Annotated in this window: 12 protein-coding genes; 7 read left to right on the top strand and 5 right to left on the bottom strand. The window is 71.9% G+C overall.

Annotated features, from left to right (window positions below):
• Positions 1 to 24 precede the first annotated feature (24 nt).
• The gene (locus BJ986_RS08625) at positions 25 to 759 is read right to left on the bottom strand and encodes a DUF3027 domain-containing protein (protein ID WP_179421606.1); all 735 of its coding nucleotides are present in this window, start codon (positions 757 to 759) and stop codon (positions 25 to 27) included.
• Positions 759 to 1,154 carry a cold shock domain-containing protein gene (locus BJ986_RS16615; protein WP_179421605.1) on the bottom strand — a complete coding sequence of 132 codons (396 nt, stop codon included), beginning with the start codon at positions 1,152 to 1,154 and terminating at the stop codon, positions 759 to 761. Before BJ986_RS16615 ends, BJ986_RS08625 begins: the two co-directional genes overlap by 1 nt.
• A gap of 156 nt (positions 1,155 to 1,310) precedes the next feature.
• On the opposite strand from BJ986_RS16615, the gene BJ986_RS08615 reads away from it, so the two are divergent.
• On the top strand, positions 1,311 to 2,651 hold the full coding sequence (locus BJ986_RS08615; RefSeq protein ID WP_179421604.1) for an MFS transporter: 1,341 nt from the start codon (positions 1,311 to 1,313) through the stop codon (positions 2,649 to 2,651).
• Here the strand turns inward: BJ986_RS08615 and BJ986_RS08610 are convergent.
• Positions 2,644 to 3,570, bottom strand: coding sequence for an aldose 1-epimerase family protein (locus tag BJ986_RS08610; RefSeq protein ID WP_337795037.1), 927 nt, complete (start codon positions 3,568 to 3,570; stop codon positions 2,644 to 2,646). The two genes, BJ986_RS08615 and BJ986_RS08610, sit on opposite strands and share 8 nt — an antisense overlap.
• A gap of 65 nt (positions 3,571 to 3,635) precedes the next feature.
• Positions 3,636 to 4,175, bottom strand: coding sequence for a hypothetical protein (locus BJ986_RS08605; RefSeq protein ID WP_179421602.1), 540 nt, complete (start codon positions 4,173 to 4,175; stop codon positions 3,636 to 3,638).
• 502 nt (positions 4,176 to 4,677) lie between these two features.
• Between BJ986_RS08605 and BJ986_RS08600 the strand changes: the two genes are divergently transcribed.
• Positions 4,678 to 6,906 carry a helicase-associated domain-containing protein gene (locus BJ986_RS08600; RefSeq protein WP_179421601.1) on the top strand — a complete coding sequence of 743 codons (2,229 nt, stop codon included), beginning with the start codon at positions 4,678 to 4,680 and terminating at the stop codon, positions 6,904 to 6,906.
• Positions 6,907 to 7,060: 154 nt separating this feature from the next.
• Here the strand turns inward: BJ986_RS08600 and BJ986_RS08595 are convergent, their stop codons facing one another.
• Positions 7,061 to 7,993 (bottom strand): hydroxymethylglutaryl-CoA lyase, encoded by a 933-nt coding sequence (locus BJ986_RS08595; protein WP_179423662.1) that lies wholly within the window; start codon positions 7,991 to 7,993, stop codon positions 7,061 to 7,063.
• Between the two features lie 99 nt (positions 7,994 to 8,092).
• Here BJ986_RS08595 and BJ986_RS16335 point away from each other — a divergent pair, with 99 nt between their 5' ends.
• From BJ986_RS16335 to BJ986_RS08570, 5 genes are all read left to right on the top strand, one after another.
• Positions 8,093 to 8,710 (top strand): hypothetical protein, encoded by a 618-nt coding sequence (locus BJ986_RS16335; protein ID WP_238338071.1) that lies wholly within the window; start codon positions 8,093 to 8,095, stop codon positions 8,708 to 8,710.
• A 3-nt stretch (positions 8,711 to 8,713) separates the two neighbouring features.
• Positions 8,714 to 10,360 carry a DNA repair helicase XPB gene (locus BJ986_RS08585; protein WP_179421600.1) on the top strand — a complete coding sequence of 549 codons (1,647 nt, stop codon included), beginning with the start codon at positions 8,714 to 8,716 and terminating at the stop codon, positions 10,358 to 10,360.
• Positions 10,361 to 10,421: 61 nt separating this feature from the next.
• A complete protein-coding gene (locus tag BJ986_RS08580) occupies positions 10,422 to 11,129 on the top strand; it encodes a response regulator (protein WP_179421599.1) in 708 nt (235 codons plus the stop codon).
• A complete protein-coding gene (locus BJ986_RS08575) occupies positions 11,129 to 12,655 on the top strand; it encodes a sensor histidine kinase (RefSeq protein WP_179421598.1) in 1,527 nt (508 codons plus the stop codon). The genes BJ986_RS08580 and BJ986_RS08575 overlap by 1 nt, the downstream gene beginning before the upstream one ends.
• Positions 12,656 to 12,706: 51 nt before the next feature.
• Positions 12,707 to 14,194, top strand: coding sequence for a S1C family serine protease (locus tag BJ986_RS08570; protein WP_179421597.1), 1,488 nt, complete (start codon positions 12,707 to 12,709; stop codon positions 14,192 to 14,194).
• The last annotated feature ends 74 nt before the right edge of the window (positions 14,195 to 14,268 follow it).

Genomic DNA, 14,268 nt, shown 5'->3' with positions numbered 1-14,268 from the left:
GGTCAGACGGTGCGACCCACCGGCTCAGACGAGGTCGTAGGCGATCTCGTCGACGATGGGCTGACCGACCGGCATGGGCTCAGCCGGCTCGGCGTCGATCTCGGAGTGGGCGCCGCAGCCGTGGTCAATGCTCACGACGCGACCGTCGGAAGGTGACCAGGCGTTGGCGCACACGCCGAAAAAAGAGCGGAGTGCACCCGCCATCGGGAGGAAGTACCCGCAGGAGGAGCAGGGTGCCGGGGCCTTCTCGGCGACCTCGGCGTGCGGGCCGTTCTCGCCCTCGTACCACCGCTGGGCCGCGGCCTCGCGACCCTCGGCCGACAGGACGCGCTTGCGTCCCAGACCCAGCTCGTAGGCGGCGAGCTCGTCGACCTCCTCGTCGCCGGTGGCCTCGAACCCGGCCTCGAGCAGCGGGTCGTCCTCCTTGTAGGGGAGCACGTCGCCGGCGCTGAGGTCACCGGGCGCCAGGCGCTCGGCATACGGGAGCCACGGAGGGGACAGCAGTGCACCCTCGCCGGGCACGAGGTTGGTCTCGCACACGGTCGCGACCTTGCCGCGCGGCACCCGGGCGAGGGTGATCGCCCAGCGCCAGCCGGGGTAGGCGACGGCTTCGCAGGCGAAGAAGTGCGTGGCCAGCCGCTCGTCGTCCATCTGCATGCCGAGGTGGTCACCAACGGTGCCCTGCTCGGCGATCGACTCGGCAGCCTCACGGGCCAGGTCCACAGCCCCGGCCAGGACGGCGTCGTCCTTGGGCGCCATCACGGCTCGATCTGGTCGGCGAGGAAGCGCAGGACGGCGGCGAGCTTGGTGGCGTGGTCCTTCTCGGGACGACGCCCGCGCCGCAGCGAGTTGGACGCGTTGTCGAGCAGCTTGATGGCGTCCTCGACCAGCGGCGCGAGGTCCTCGGGGGACTTGCGCGACGCCTCACGCTTGCCGGCGCTGACGGTGGGAGCGGCCTCGAGCAGGGTCACCTGCAGGGCCTGCGTGCCGCGGCGTCCCTCGGCCACGCTGAACTCCACGCGGGCGCCACCCTTGAGCGTGGCGACCCCCTCGGGGAGGGCGTTCGCGTGCAGGAACACGTCGCTTCCGTCGTCGTCGGAGATGAAGCCGAAGCCCTTCTCCGCGTCGTACCACTTGACCTTGCCAGTAGGCACTTGTCTTCCTCTTGCCTCGAAAGTTGGGGTGCGTCGTTGCGCACTCGCAAGGTTATCGGGTGGCTCCAAATCCTTTCTCGGTATGCCGCGTGCTCACAGGGCGCTCCGCCGGAAACCCGGTGTCCCGCCGTCGGTGGCGTGCGGGAGGATCGACGGGTGAGTGAGTCGTCAGCACCAAGCCAGTCCGGGCTCCGCGAGTTCTGGGCACAGCTGCCGGTCGAGGGCCGGTGGCTGCTGTCGACGGTGGCGGTGCAGACCCTGGGTCGCGGGCTGACCCTGCCGTTCACCGTCATCTACCTGCACGAGGTGCGTGGGATCTCGCTGGACCTCGCAGGCCTGCTCATGGCCTTCATCGCGGTCGTCGCGCTCGTCGTCACCGGACCTGGAGGCGCCCTGACCGACCGGTACGGCGCCCGCCGGATGCTGCTGTGGGGCACCAGCGCCCAGCTGGTCGGGTGCGTGATCCTCGCGTTCGCGACGACCCCGGCCGTCGTGGCGCTGGCCTTCGTCTTCCTCGGGTTCAACTTCGGGGTGGCCTGGCCCGCCTTCAACGCCCTGGTCGCGGCGATCACGACAGGACCCGCCCGACAGCAGTACTTCGGGATCAACTTCGCCCTGGTCAACCTGGGCATTGGCCTGGGTGGGGTGATCGGCGGCCTCTACGCCGACGTGACCAGGCCCTCGACGTTCACGGTGATCTTCCTCGCCGATGCGGCCTCGATGCTCGTGCCGATCGGGCTGCTCGTCGGGCCGTTGCGTCACGTGCACGGCCGCGCCGAGAAGCCGGAGGGCGAGAGCGCGGCTGCGGGCTCCTACCTCACGATCCTGCGCAACCCGGCGGTCCTGTGGGTCACCGTGCTGACCTTCCTCGGCGTGTTCATCGGCTACGGCCAGATGGAGGCGGGCTTCCCGGCATTCGCCCGGCAGGTGAGCCAGGTGTCGACGAGCGTCATCGGGTTCGCGTTCGCCGTCAACACGGCGGTCATCGTCGGGCTGCAGTTCTTCGTGCTGCGGCGCATCACGGGGCGGCGGCGCACCCGGATCCTGATGGTCATGGCCGCGCTGTGGGCGCTGGCCTGGCTCGTGCTCGGGCTGACCGGGTTCGCCGCGGGGAGCGTCGCGGCCGCCGGGGGCGTCCTCGCCTTCCACGCGGCCTTCGCGCTCGGCGAGACGCTGCTCCAGCCGACCATTCCCGCCATCACGAACGACCTCGCCCCCGACCACCTGCGCGGGCGCTACAACGCGGTCAACGCAGGGGCGTTCCAGTCCGGGACGATCCTGGGGCCCGTGGTCGCAGGCTTCATGCTCGGCCACCACTGGTCGGCGGCCTTCATCGCCATGATCGTCGTGGGCTGCGCGCTGATGGTGGCGCTGGCCTTCGCGGTCGAGCGGCGGATCACGCCCTCCGTCAACGGCCTGCAGGACGGCGGGCCGGCGCCCGAGCCCGGGACGGTGACGCCGGCGCAGGCGAAGGGGTCAGCCGGCACCGTCAGCTGAGCACAGCGGGTTCGATGCCCCACTGAGCCGACCAGGCGTCGCCCGGCTCGAGGACGAGGAGCCCTTCCCCGGAGTTGAAGGCGTTCGCCGGGCACGACATGGGTTCCACGGCGATGCCGCGCACTCCGTCGACCCCCGTGTCGCGGCCCTTGGCCGTGAAGACCTGGACCCAGGGCAGTGCCTCGTCGCCCCACACCGTGACCGCGCCGGTCGCGAGCCCTCCCACGACCACCTCCCAGGCCCCGGTGGCGGGAGACCGCGACAGGTCGGTGAACGCGGTGTCCAGCTCGGTGGCACCCAGCGCGCGAGCAGCTCGGAAGTCCGTCTCGGCCCGGACCGGAGCGGTGCCGGTCGGGATCTGACGGTCGTCGACCAGCACCTCACGAGCTGCGGGGACGGCGAGCTCGACCTGGGCCAACGGCGTCTCACCGACGGCGATGTAGGGGTGTGCCCCGAAGCCGAAGGGGGCCGGCTGGGTGCCGACGTTCGTCGCGTGCACGCTGACGGTCAGGCCCGGCTCGTCCAGGACGTAGTTCACGCTGAGGTCGAGGATGCCGTCCCAGCCGGGCTGGGGATGCAGCCGGGTGCGCACGGTCAGCGCTGACCAGTCGTCGTTGTGCCAGTGCAGCTGCCAGGTGGCCCACCGCACCAGCCCGTGGTTGGCGTTCCGGAGGGCGACCTCGGTCAGCCCGAGCTGGTAGTCCTGTCCCGCGAACGAGTAGGCCCCGTCGCGGATCCGGTTGGGCCACGGCATCAACACCTGGCCGCGACCGGAGCGGCATACCTCGTCGTCGGCGTAGCCGGCCACGATGTCGGCGCCGTCCACGCGATAGGTGCGCAGGCCGCCGCCCACTTCGACGACGGTGGCCTCCTGCCGTCCGCGCCGAAGCGTCCACTGCTCACCACTGGGAGAGGCCACGGCGCCCACGCTAGCGGCGGGAGCACCCGACGGCGCGGCCGAAGGTCGCGCCGTCGGCAGGTCGCTCAGCCGCGACGGCTCCCGGCGATGAGGACCGCCTTGCCGCCGGTCTTCTGGGCGACGACCAGCACCGTGTCGCCGACCTGGAGGTTGGTGGTCTGGCCGCGGGTGTCGGCACCGATGGTGTAGGTCGCCGTGAAGTTGTCCGTGCTCTTCACCGTGACGGACGTGGCGTCGACCTTGGTCACGTCGCCGCGCTGCAGAGTCATGACGGTGTCGGCGCCGTTCTGCTGCACGGTGAACTCACCGTGCTGCACGGCGCCGAGTCCCATGGCACCCCGCAGGAGCGGCCCCATGCCGTTGCCCATGCCTTTGCCCAAGCCGTTGCCCATGCCGTTGCGCTGGCGCGGCACCGGGGATCCCTGCTGGAACCGGTCGAGCTTCTTCTGCTGCCCGGGCCATAGTGCGCCACCGTCGGCGAGCCTCTCGATCTTGGTGGCGCGGGCGTGGTTGCCGACGGCCCGCACGGCCACGAGTCCGACCACGCCGACCAGGCCCAGCACCAGCAGGGCCGTCAGGCAGCCGGCGACGATCACGGCGATCATGCCGCCGGTCGTCGAGGTCGCCTGACGCCACAGACCCGGAGGCTTCGGGTGGGGGCCACCCGGGGCCGCGTACCCGCCGGGGACTACCGGCCCGCCAGGGGCACCCGGCCCGCCAGGGGCACCCGGCGCGGCTGGGGACGCCGGGAGGGGCTGGGTCGGAGCAGGCTGCATGCTCGAGGTGTGTGGTTCCTGACCTCTCACGGCAGGATCCTGGGGCGACTGGGCTGGCGACTGGGCTGCCCCCTCGGGAGTACGGGGCTGGGTGGGTTCGGTGGGCTCCAACATGGCGCCTCCTCTCGTTTCCACAAGTGTGCAGGTCCAGCCTGTGACCGGCATGGGAAATGTCTGGGAGTCCGGAGCATGCGTGCGAGGCGACTACCGTGGTGCGGTGGCCGCCGTTCCCTCCCCCAGCTCGCCGAACCCCCGCGCGGGCGCCGGGTCACAAGCCGGGTCGTCCGCTGGGCCCCATGGAGGTCCGACGGGACGGTCCACCGCCCGGTCGATGGCCGACGACGTGCGGGAGCGGACCGACGAGCAGCTGGCCACCCTGCTGCGACTTCGACAGGACCTGGCTCGCCCGGCGCCGGCGGACCTGTCCTCCCTGGCCGCCCGCGCCAGCACCCGGGCCAGCGTGCAGCGGGCCGTCGACTCACTCGACCTGGCCCACCTCCAGGTGCTCGAGGCCGCCGTCGCAGCCACCTCGCCGCTCGACCCGAGCGCGGTGGGCACCCTGCTCGGGGTCTCCGCCGACGAGGTCGGGCCCCTGCTCGACGACCTGTGGATGCTCGCGCTGCTGTGGCGCAGCCCCGAGGGGTTGCGCGTGACCCGCACCGTCGTCGAGGTCCTCCCCCACCCCGCCGGGCTCGGGCCCCGTGCGGCCGACAGCTTCGTGGAGGTGCCGTCGGAAGACCGGGTCCCGGGGCTGCTCGCCGAGGCCCCACCCGCGGCTCGCGCCATCCTCGACCGCCTGACCTGGGGTCCACCACTCGCGGTCCTGCCCCCGGGCGCCCCCGAGCGGCTGGCCGAGGGCGCGCGCTGGCTGCTGGAACAGCACCTCGTCTTCTCACCGTCGGCCGACCAGCTGGTGCTTCCGCGCGAGGTGGCCCTGGCGCTGCGCGAGGGACGGAGCCACCGTGCCCCCGCGCTGCAGCCCCCGGCCCTCGACGGGCAGACCCGCGCGGCTGCGGAGGTCGACGCCGCCGCGGGCCAGCAGGTGACCGACCTGCTCGCGCTGGTCGACGAGCTCGCCGCAGAGTGGGGCCTTCGTCCACCCCGCGTGCTGCGCTCCGGGGGCCTGGCCGTGCGAGACCTCAAGCGGCTGTCCTCCGTGCTCGATGTGGACGAGGCCCGGGCGGCATTCGTGGCCGAGCTGACGTATGCCGCGGGCCTCCTCGCGGACGACGGCTCGCTCGACCCCTCGTGGGCTCCCACCCCCGCCTACGACGAGTGGCAGCAGCACCCGGGCGACCAGCGCTGGGCCGTGCTGGCGCGGGCCTGGCTGCTCACCACCCGCGCCCCCCACCTGGTGGGCACCACGCCCGCCGGCGCGTCCGGCACCGTCAACGCCCTCGGGCCCGACGCCCACTGGCCGCCTGCCCGCGGGCTGCGCAGGGACGTCCTCGAACAGCTGGCCGCCGCACCGGCTGGGCTGGCGCCCGAGCGCGCCAGCATCGCCAGCGCCGTGAGCTGGCAGCGTCCCCGTCGCGTCCCCGCGAGCCTCGACACCGTGGTCACCGCTGTGCTCGGCGAGGCCGAGTGGCTGGGCGTGACGGGGCGGGGGGCCATCTCCACCGCCGGACGGGCCCTGCTGGCCGGTCTCCCGGACGCGGAGCTGGCCGCCGCCATGCAGCCGCACCTGCCCGAGCCCATCGAGCACGTGCTGCTCCAGGCCGACCTCACGGCCATCGCGCCGGGACCGCTGGCCGGCGGCCTCGCGACGTTCATGCGGCTGGTCGCGGACGTGGAGTCCCGCGGTGGTGCGACCGTCTACCGGTTCACCCAGGACTCGGTGCGCAGGTGCCTCGATGCCGGGTGGTCCGTCGACCAGGTGCTCGGGGCGTTGACCGACGCGAGCCACACGCCGGTCCCCCAGCCGCTGGACTACCTCATCCGCGATGTCGCCCGTCGCCACGGTCAGGCGCGGGTCGGCGCGATGCGGGCCTACATCCGCTGCGACGACGAGGCCACCCTCGGTGCCATGGTCGCCGACCGGGAGCTGTCACCCTTGCAGCTGCGCAGCATCGCCCCGACCATCCTCGTGTCGCCCGTGGCCGCCGACACCGTGCTGGACTTCCTGCGCGAGAACGGTTTCGCGCCCGCAGCCGAGACACCGGACGGCGGGATCATCGTGCCCACCACCGGACGGCACCGCACGCCCCTGCAGCGACGACCTGCACCTGTGACGGCCCAGGCTGTCGACGACGAGCTCGTGGCGACCATGGTCGGTGCGCTGCGCGCCGGCGAGGAGGCAGCGGCATACCAGCGTGAGCAGGTGGCGAGCAGGCCCGGACCCAGCCTGCCGAGCACCGACCCGACCACGACCCTCGCCGTGCTACGCGACGCGGCGGCGGACCGGCAGGCGGTCTGGCTGGGCTACTCCGACGCGGACGGGCGCACCCAGCGGATCCTCTTCTACCCCGACCGGGTGGAAGGTGGCCGGGTCCACGGCACGGCTGACGGGGCCACCCGCACGCTGTCGATCCACCGGGTCACCGGGGCCGTGCAGGGCTGAGGGGAGGCCCTCCAGGGGGAAGGACCTCCCCTCATGTCGGGGCGTCTGCGATGGGTGTGGCGCGACCTCGACAGCCCATCGTATCGCCAGAAATCTTGTCACACCTGTGCCGTTCTTGGCTAGTCCCTTCCGCGAACGCCACGAACGAGCTGGGTCAGCCGCCGGCGAGCGCGCGCACGACGCCGGACGGGGACGGGCGACCGAGGTGCCCAGCCATCCACACGCTGGTCTCGACGAGCGCGGCGAGGTCGACCCCGGTCTGGACACCCGCCCCGTCGAGAGCCCACACGAGGTCCTCGGTGGCCAGGTTCCCGGTGGCGCTCTTGGCGTAGGGGCAACCGCCGAGCCCACCGGTGGACGAGTCGACCACCGTGACGCCGTGTCGCAGCGCCGTCATGGTGTTGGCCAGCGCCTGGCCGTAGGTGTCGTGGAAGTGCACGCCGATCTGGTCGGTGCCGATCCCCCGCGCGTCGAGGGCATCGAGGAGGCGGCTCACGTGCCCGGTCGTGCCGGTGCCGATGGTGTCGCCGAGGGAGAGCTGGTCGGCGCCGAGGTCCATCAGGCGCTGCGCGACGTCGGCGACCTGACCGATCGGGACCGGCCCCTCCCACGGGTCGCCGAAGCACATCGACACGTAGGCGCGGACCCACAGTCCGGCGTCCTTGGCGCGCGCGACGACGGGAGCGAACATGTCCAGCGACTCCGCGACCGTGCGGTTGAGGTTCTTGCGGGCGAACGTCTCGGTGGCGCTCCCGAAGATGGCGACCGCCCCGACCCCCGCCTCGAGGGCGTCGTCGAGACCGCGCTCGTTGGGGACGAGCACGGGACGACGGGGCCCCCGGCCGAGGTCCCCGAGGTCGGCCAGCACCTCGCGGGCATCGGCGAGCTGCGGCACCCAGGCCGGCGGGACGAAGGACGTCGTCTCGATCGTCTCGAGGCCGGCCGCTGCCAGTCGACGGATGAACTCGGCCTTGACGGCAGCCGGCACGACGGCTTTCTCGTTCTGCAGACCGTCCCGCGGGCCCACCTCGTAGATCGTGACCCGGCTCGGCAGTTCCGGGTTGGTCTCACGCTGGGGCAGTCCGATGCTCACCCTCTGATCCTGCCATTCCCGGACTGGCGAACGGTCCCCTCCCGCAGGGGTTAGATTTGCACCCGAACCCAGGTCATGGCGAAGGGACGCACGATGAGCGACACACCACGCAACGACGAGAGCCCCGAGTTCCGCGACCCGACGGCGCCGATCGAGACCGACCAGACCCAGGTGGTCCCGCCGGTTCCACCGGCCCCGCCTGCCACCCCCGCTTCCTCCCCCGCCCCGCCCGGCGCGGCTGCCGGAGAGCCTGGCTACGGGCCGCCCCCCGGGTCCGCCCCGCAGAACCCCTATGGAGGTCAGCAGCTCCCCACCCAGGGGCAGGGCGGCTACGGCGGCGCCCCTTCCTATGGCGCGCCCGGTCATGGCGCCCCTGGATACGGCCCGCCTGCCTATGGCACGCCTGCCTACGGCACCCCCGGTTACGGAGCTCCCACGTACGCCGCGCCGAGGTCGCTCGCGGGCAGCACGATCGCCCTGCTGGTCGTGTCGGGCCTGACGACCCTGATGTGCGGTTTCGGCGTCGTCGCGCTGGTCTTCGCGATCGTCGCGGCGACCAAGAAGGACGACGTGCCCGCGTCGGCCAAGTACACCCGGTGGGGCTGGATCGCCGAAGTGGTCGGTCTCGTCGTGTCGATCATCATCGTCGTGTTGTTCTTCGCGCTGGTCGCGACGAGCTCGTCGTCCTCGTCATTCAACACGTCGTACTAGGTCATGGCTGATGGCCCCCTGATCGTCCAGAGCGACAAGACCCTGCTGCTGGAGGTCGACCACCCGCGCGCCGAGGAGGCGCGCCGGGCGATCGCCCCGTTCGCCGAGCTCGAACGCGCACCCGAGCACATCCACACCTACCGGGTCACCCCGCTCGGGCTGTGGAACGCGCGCGCCGCCGGCCACGACGCCGAGCAGGTGGTCAACGCCCTGATCACCTTCAGCCGGTATGCCGTGCCGCATGCCCTGCTCGTGGACGTCGCCGACACGATGGACCGCTACGGCCGGCTGACCCTCGAGAAGGACCCGGACCACGGCCTCGTGCTGCGCACCACCGACCGGCCCGTGCTCGAGGAAGTGTTGCGGCACAAGAAGATCAAGCCACTGATCGGTGAGCGCATCGACGCCGACCGTGTCATCGTGCATCCTTCGGAGCGCGGCCACCTCAAGCAGGAGCTGCTCAAGGTGGGATGGCCGGCCGAGGACGAGGCGGGCTACGTCGACGGCGAGGCGCACCCGATCGCCCTCGACAACGCCGACTGGTCGCTGCGCCCCTACCAGCAGCAGGCCGTCGACGGCTTCTGGCACGGCGGCTCAGGGGTGGTCGTGCTGCCCTGTGGCGCGGGCAAGACCCTCGTGGGCGCGGGCGCGATGGCCGTGGCGAAGGCGACCACGCTCATCCTCGTCACCAACACGGTGTCGGCGCGCCAGTGGCGCGACGAGCTGCTCAAGCGCACGAGCCTCACCGAGGACGAGATCGGCGAGTACTCCGGCGCACGCAAGGAGATCCGCCCCGTCACCATCGCGACGTACCAGGTGCTCACCACCCGCCGGAAGGGTGTCTACACCCACCTCGACCTGCTCGACGCCCGCGACTGGGGCCTCATCGTGTATGACGAGGTGCACCTGTTGCCGGCCCCGATCTTCCGGATGACGGCCGACCTGCAGGCGCGCCGTCGACTCGGGCTGACGGCGACCCTCGTACGTGAGGACGGCCGCGAGGCGGATGTCTTCTCCCTGATCGGCCCGAAGCGGTACGACGCACCGTGGAAGGACATCGAGGCGCAGGGCTACATCGCCCCCGCGGACTGCGTCGAGGTGCGCGTCACGCTGCCCGACGCCGACCGCCTCGCGTATGCCGTGGCGGAGCCCGAAGACCGCTACCGGCTGTCCTCGTGCAGCCCGGTCAAGAACCCCGTGGTCGAGCGGATCGTGGCGCAGCACCGCGGCGAGCCCACCCTGGTCATCGGTCAGTACCTCGACCAGCTCGCCGAGCTGTCCGAGCGGCTGGGGGCCGACGTCATCACCGGGGAGACCCCGGTGGCGCAACGCCAGAAGCTCTTCCAGGCCTTCCGGGTGGGGGAGATCAGCCTGCTGGTCGTGTCGAAGGTCGCCAACTTCTCGATCGACCTGCCCGAGGCGAGCGTCGCCATCCAGGTCTCCGGCACCTTCGGCTCCCGCCAGGAAGAGGCGCAACGGCTCGGCCGGGTGCTGCGCCCCAAGGGGGACGGCCGCACCGCGCACTTCTACACGGTCGTCTCGCGCGACACCGTCGACGCCGAGTTCGCCGCCCACCGTCAGCGCTTCCTCGCCGAGCAGGGCTACGCCTACCGCATCGTGGACGCCGACGACGTGGACGCCACGGCCTGACTCACCCGACTCACCCAGACGGCATACAGGAAACTCCCAGACTCTGCACGGAGACTGAGGTGTGACCACTGCGCAACCCGAGGCCCGCCTCCTGGTCGTCGAGGACGAGCCCAACATCCGCGAGCTGCTCGCCACCTCCCTTCGCTTCGCCGGTTTCGAGGTGCACGTGGCTGCCGACGGCGCCACGGCCCTCCACCTCGCGACGACCCACGAGCCCGACCTGGTCGTGCTCGACGTCATGCTCCCGGACATGGACGGCTTCACCGTCACCCGCAAGCTGCGCGACACCGGGCGTCAGCTGCCGATCGTGTTCGTCACGGCGCGCGACTCGGTCGACGACAAGATCAAGGGCTTGACGGTCGGCGGCGACGACTACGTCACCAAGCCGTTCAGCCTCGAAGAGGTGATCGCGCGGATCCGGGCAGTGCTGCGGCGCACCCGCGGTGAGCTGAACGGGGCGGCCTCGATGCGTTTCGAGGACCTCGAGCTCGACGAGGACTCCCACGAGGTGAGCCGCGGCGGCCGCGCCATCGACGTGTCCCCCACCGAGTTCAAGCTGCTGCGCTACCTCATGCTCAACCCCAACCGGGTGCTGTCGAAGGCGCAGATCCTCGACCACGTGTGGGACTACGACTTCCGCGGCGAGAGCGGGATCGTCGAGTCCTACATCTCCTACCTGCGGCGCAAGATCGACCTCGACGGACTGCCGCCGCTCATCCACACCAAGCGTGGTGTCGGCTACGTGCTGCGCAAGCCGCCGGAGGCCTGATGGGAACCACCGCGTCCCCGGCGCAGGCCGTCCACGCGACGATCGGCCCGGCCCCGGCGAAGGCGTCTCCCGGCGAGCGGGTGAGGCACCGCCTGGAGGACCTGCCGCTGCGTATCCGCCTGATCGCCGTCATGGTGCTGCTCCTGCTCCTGGCCCTCACCGTCACCGCGTCGGCCACCGCCGCACTCATGCGGCGAGACCTGATGGGTCGGGTGGACGACGACCTGCAGCGGGCCTACCCGACCGTCGCCCAGCAGGCCCTCGACGCGTTGCGTGCACCGGCCCGCAGCCGGTTGCCCAGTGGCTACGCGGTGGTCTTCTACCCCACCGACGGCACGACGCCGGTCGAGATCGACCCGACGGGCGCCAGTGACCGACCGGCCGTCCCCGCCAGCCTGGCCATCACCGACCCCCGCGTCGACTCTCCCGCCGCGTTCACGATCCGCACCAAGGACGGTTCCGGCCAGTGGCGTGCGGTCGCCGGCAGGCTGCGCGACAACTCCGCGACGTTCATCGTCGCCGTGCCCCTGGCCAGCGTCAGCCACACGGTGCGACGGCTGGTGCTCGTGGAGGTGCTCATCGGCCTCGTCGTCCTCGCCGCGTGCGCCGTGATGGGCTGGTATGCCGTGCACCGGGCCTTCCGACCGCTGCGCCAGATCGAGGACACTGCCGCCGCGATCGCCGACGGCGACCTCGCCCGCCGCATCCCCACCCGCACGGCGAAGGACGAGGTCACCTCACTGTCCCGGTCGCTCAACGTCATGCTCGCCCAGATCGAGCAGTCCTTCGCCGCCCGCGAGGCCTCCGAGGAACGGATGCGCCAGTTCGTCGCGGATGCCTCGCACGAGCTGCGCACCCCCCTCGCGGCGGTCCGCGGCTACGCAGAGCTCTACCGCCAGGGTGCGGTCAAGGAGCCGGAGGAGGTGGCGAGTGCGATGACCCGGATCGAGGGAGAGGCCACCCGGATGGGGGGCCTGGTCGAGGACCTGCTCATGCTGGCCCGGCTGGACGACCAGCGGCCGCTGCGCTTCGCGCCCGTCGACCTCACGGTGCTCGCCGCGGACGCGGCCCAGGACGCCCGCGCCATCGACCCGACCCGCCCGATCGCCGTGACCGGGCTCTGGGGTCCGCTGGGGCCGACGGTGGTGCCCGGGGACGACGGCAAGCTGCGCCAGCTCGTGGCCAACCTGGTCTCCAACGCCCTCAACCACACTCCCCCCGGCTCTCCGCTCGAAATCGCCGTGGGCACCAGGGAATCCGACCATCAGGCCGTGGTGGAGGTGCGCGACCACGGACCCGGGGTCGACCCCGACAAGGCACGCAAGGTGTTCGAGCGCTTCTACCGCGCCGACCCGTCCAGGGTGCGTGGCACCGGGGGTGGGAACGGTCTCGGCCTGGCCATCGCGGCCGCCATCGTCAACTCGCACCGGGGCCGGATCGGCGTCGCCCAGACCGCCGGCGGCGGCGCCACCTTCATCGTCGAACTGCCCACAGCCAACTCTCAGGCCGCGCCCAGCACCTCTTGACGTTGGGCAGGTTGACTGAGGTCACCAAGCCACACAAGGAGCGCGAACGCCATGACCCAGATCCACCCGGACACCCGACCGGAGACCCCCGGTGACGGCGCTGTGCCGCCGCAGGGCGAGCCGACTGCCCCGGTCTGGTTCGGCCAGACGCAGGAGATCACCCCGCCCGCCGGCAGGACCTACGAGCCCGCGCGCGACGACGCGGCGTTCGGACGTCCGGGCGTAGCAGGAGATCCAACACGTCCGGGCGTAGCAGGAGATCCAACACTGCCCGCGGCGGATGCCCACCCGGCATACCCGCCGCTGTCACAGCCTCCGGCTGGGCCGCCCCCATCCTTTCCCACTCGGGACGGGGCAGAGCCTGCCCAGCCGGGCAAACGACGTCGACTGACGGAGCTCACCGCCGTCGCGGCGCTCGCCGCCCTCCTCGCGAGCGGCGGCACCTACGCCGCGGTCCAGGTGGCCGACGGTTCGCAGCCCACCTCCGTTGCGAGCACGTCGACGCTGGGCCGTGGCGCAAATGCCGGACCCGTCGTCCAGGCAGACGCCACGAACCCGAACTGGACGGCCACGGCCGCCGCCGTCGCGCCGAGCGTCGTGGCGATCACGGTCAAGTCCGCCCAGGGCGAGGCGCAGGGATCCGGCGTCATCATCGACGCCAAGGGCCACATCCTCACCAACAACCACGTCGTCAGCGGCGCCGGTCCGGGCACCAGCATCACCGCGACCCTCAACGACGGCCGCACCTACAAGGCGACCATCGCCGGCACCGACCCGAGCACGGACCTCGCGGTCATCACCCTGAGCGCCGCGCCCGCCGACCTCAAGCCCATCGCGATCGGCAACTCCGCCGACCTCAAGGTCGGCGACCCGGTCATGGCGATCGGCAACCCCCTGGGCCTCGCCGGGACCGTCACCACCGGGATCGTGAGCGCACTGAACCGCCCCGTGACGACCTCTGCCGCTGAGAGCCAGCAGCAGCAGGACCCGTTCGGCCAGCAGCCGCAGACCGGCAGCGACGGCAACACCGTCGTGACCAACGCGATCCAGACCTCCGCGGCCATCAACCCGGGCAACTCCGGTGGCGCGCTCGTCAACGCGGCGGGGCAGCTGATCGGCATCAACTCCGCCATCGCCAGCCTCGGCTCGTCGGGCGGCGGCCAGAGCGGCAGCATCGGCATCGGGTTCGCCATCCCGGCGAACGAGGCCAAGAGCATCGCCTCGCAGCTGATCAGCTCGGGCAAGGCCAAGCACGCCTTCCTGGGGGTCAGCCTCGGTGACGCCACGGCCTCCGACGGCAGCAGCCAGCGCGCCGGCGCGCAGATCACCCAGATCTCCGCCAACACCCCTGCTGCGGACGCCGGCCTGCGCAAGGGCGACGTGGTCATCGCCGTCGACTCCACGCGGGTGGACTCGGCCCTCTCGCTCGTGGCCAACATCCGCGAGCGCGCGGTCGGCGACAAGGTCACCCTCACGGTGCTGCGCAACGGAAAGCAGCTCAACCTCACGGCCACCCTGGTGGCCAGGGCAAGCTCCTAGGACGCCTCCGGTGTCCTCCCGGGAGGACACCGGAGCACCACCGTCGCCGGTCGGGCACGCCAGCTGCCCGACCG

The sequence above is a fragment of the Pedococcus badiiscoriae genome (assembly GCF_013408925.1).
GTDB lineage: Bacteria > Actinomycetota > Actinomycetes > Actinomycetales > Dermatophilaceae > Pedococcus > Pedococcus badiiscoriae.
Note: the sequence above shows the minus strand (reverse complement) of the source record. Positions and strands in the feature narration are given on the sequence as shown.

Coding starts and splice junctions, on each gene's coding strand:
- BJ986_RS08625 (WP_179421606.1), bottom strand. CDS start 759: ATGGCGCCCAAGGACGACGCCGTCCTGGCCGGGGCTGTGGACCTGGCC.
- BJ986_RS08605 (WP_179421602.1), bottom strand. CDS start 4,175: ATGATCGCCGTGATCGTCGCCGGCTGCCTGACGGCCCTGCTGGTGCTG.
- BJ986_RS08600 (WP_179421601.1), top strand. CDS start 4,678: ATGGCCGACGACGTGCGGGAGCGGACCGACGAGCAGCTGGCCACCCTG.
- BJ986_RS16335 (WP_238338071.1), top strand. CDS start 8,093: ATGAGCGACACACCACGCAACGACGAGAGCCCCGAGTTCCGCGACCCG.
- BJ986_RS08585 (WP_179421600.1), top strand. CDS start 8,714: ATGGCTGATGGCCCCCTGATCGTCCAGAGCGACAAGACCCTGCTGCTG.
- BJ986_RS08575 (WP_179421598.1), top strand. CDS start 11,129: ATGGGAACCACCGCGTCCCCGGCGCAGGCCGTCCACGCGACGATCGGC.
- BJ986_RS08570 (WP_179421597.1), top strand. CDS start 12,707: ATGACCCAGATCCACCCGGACACCCGACCGGAGACCCCCGGTGACGGC.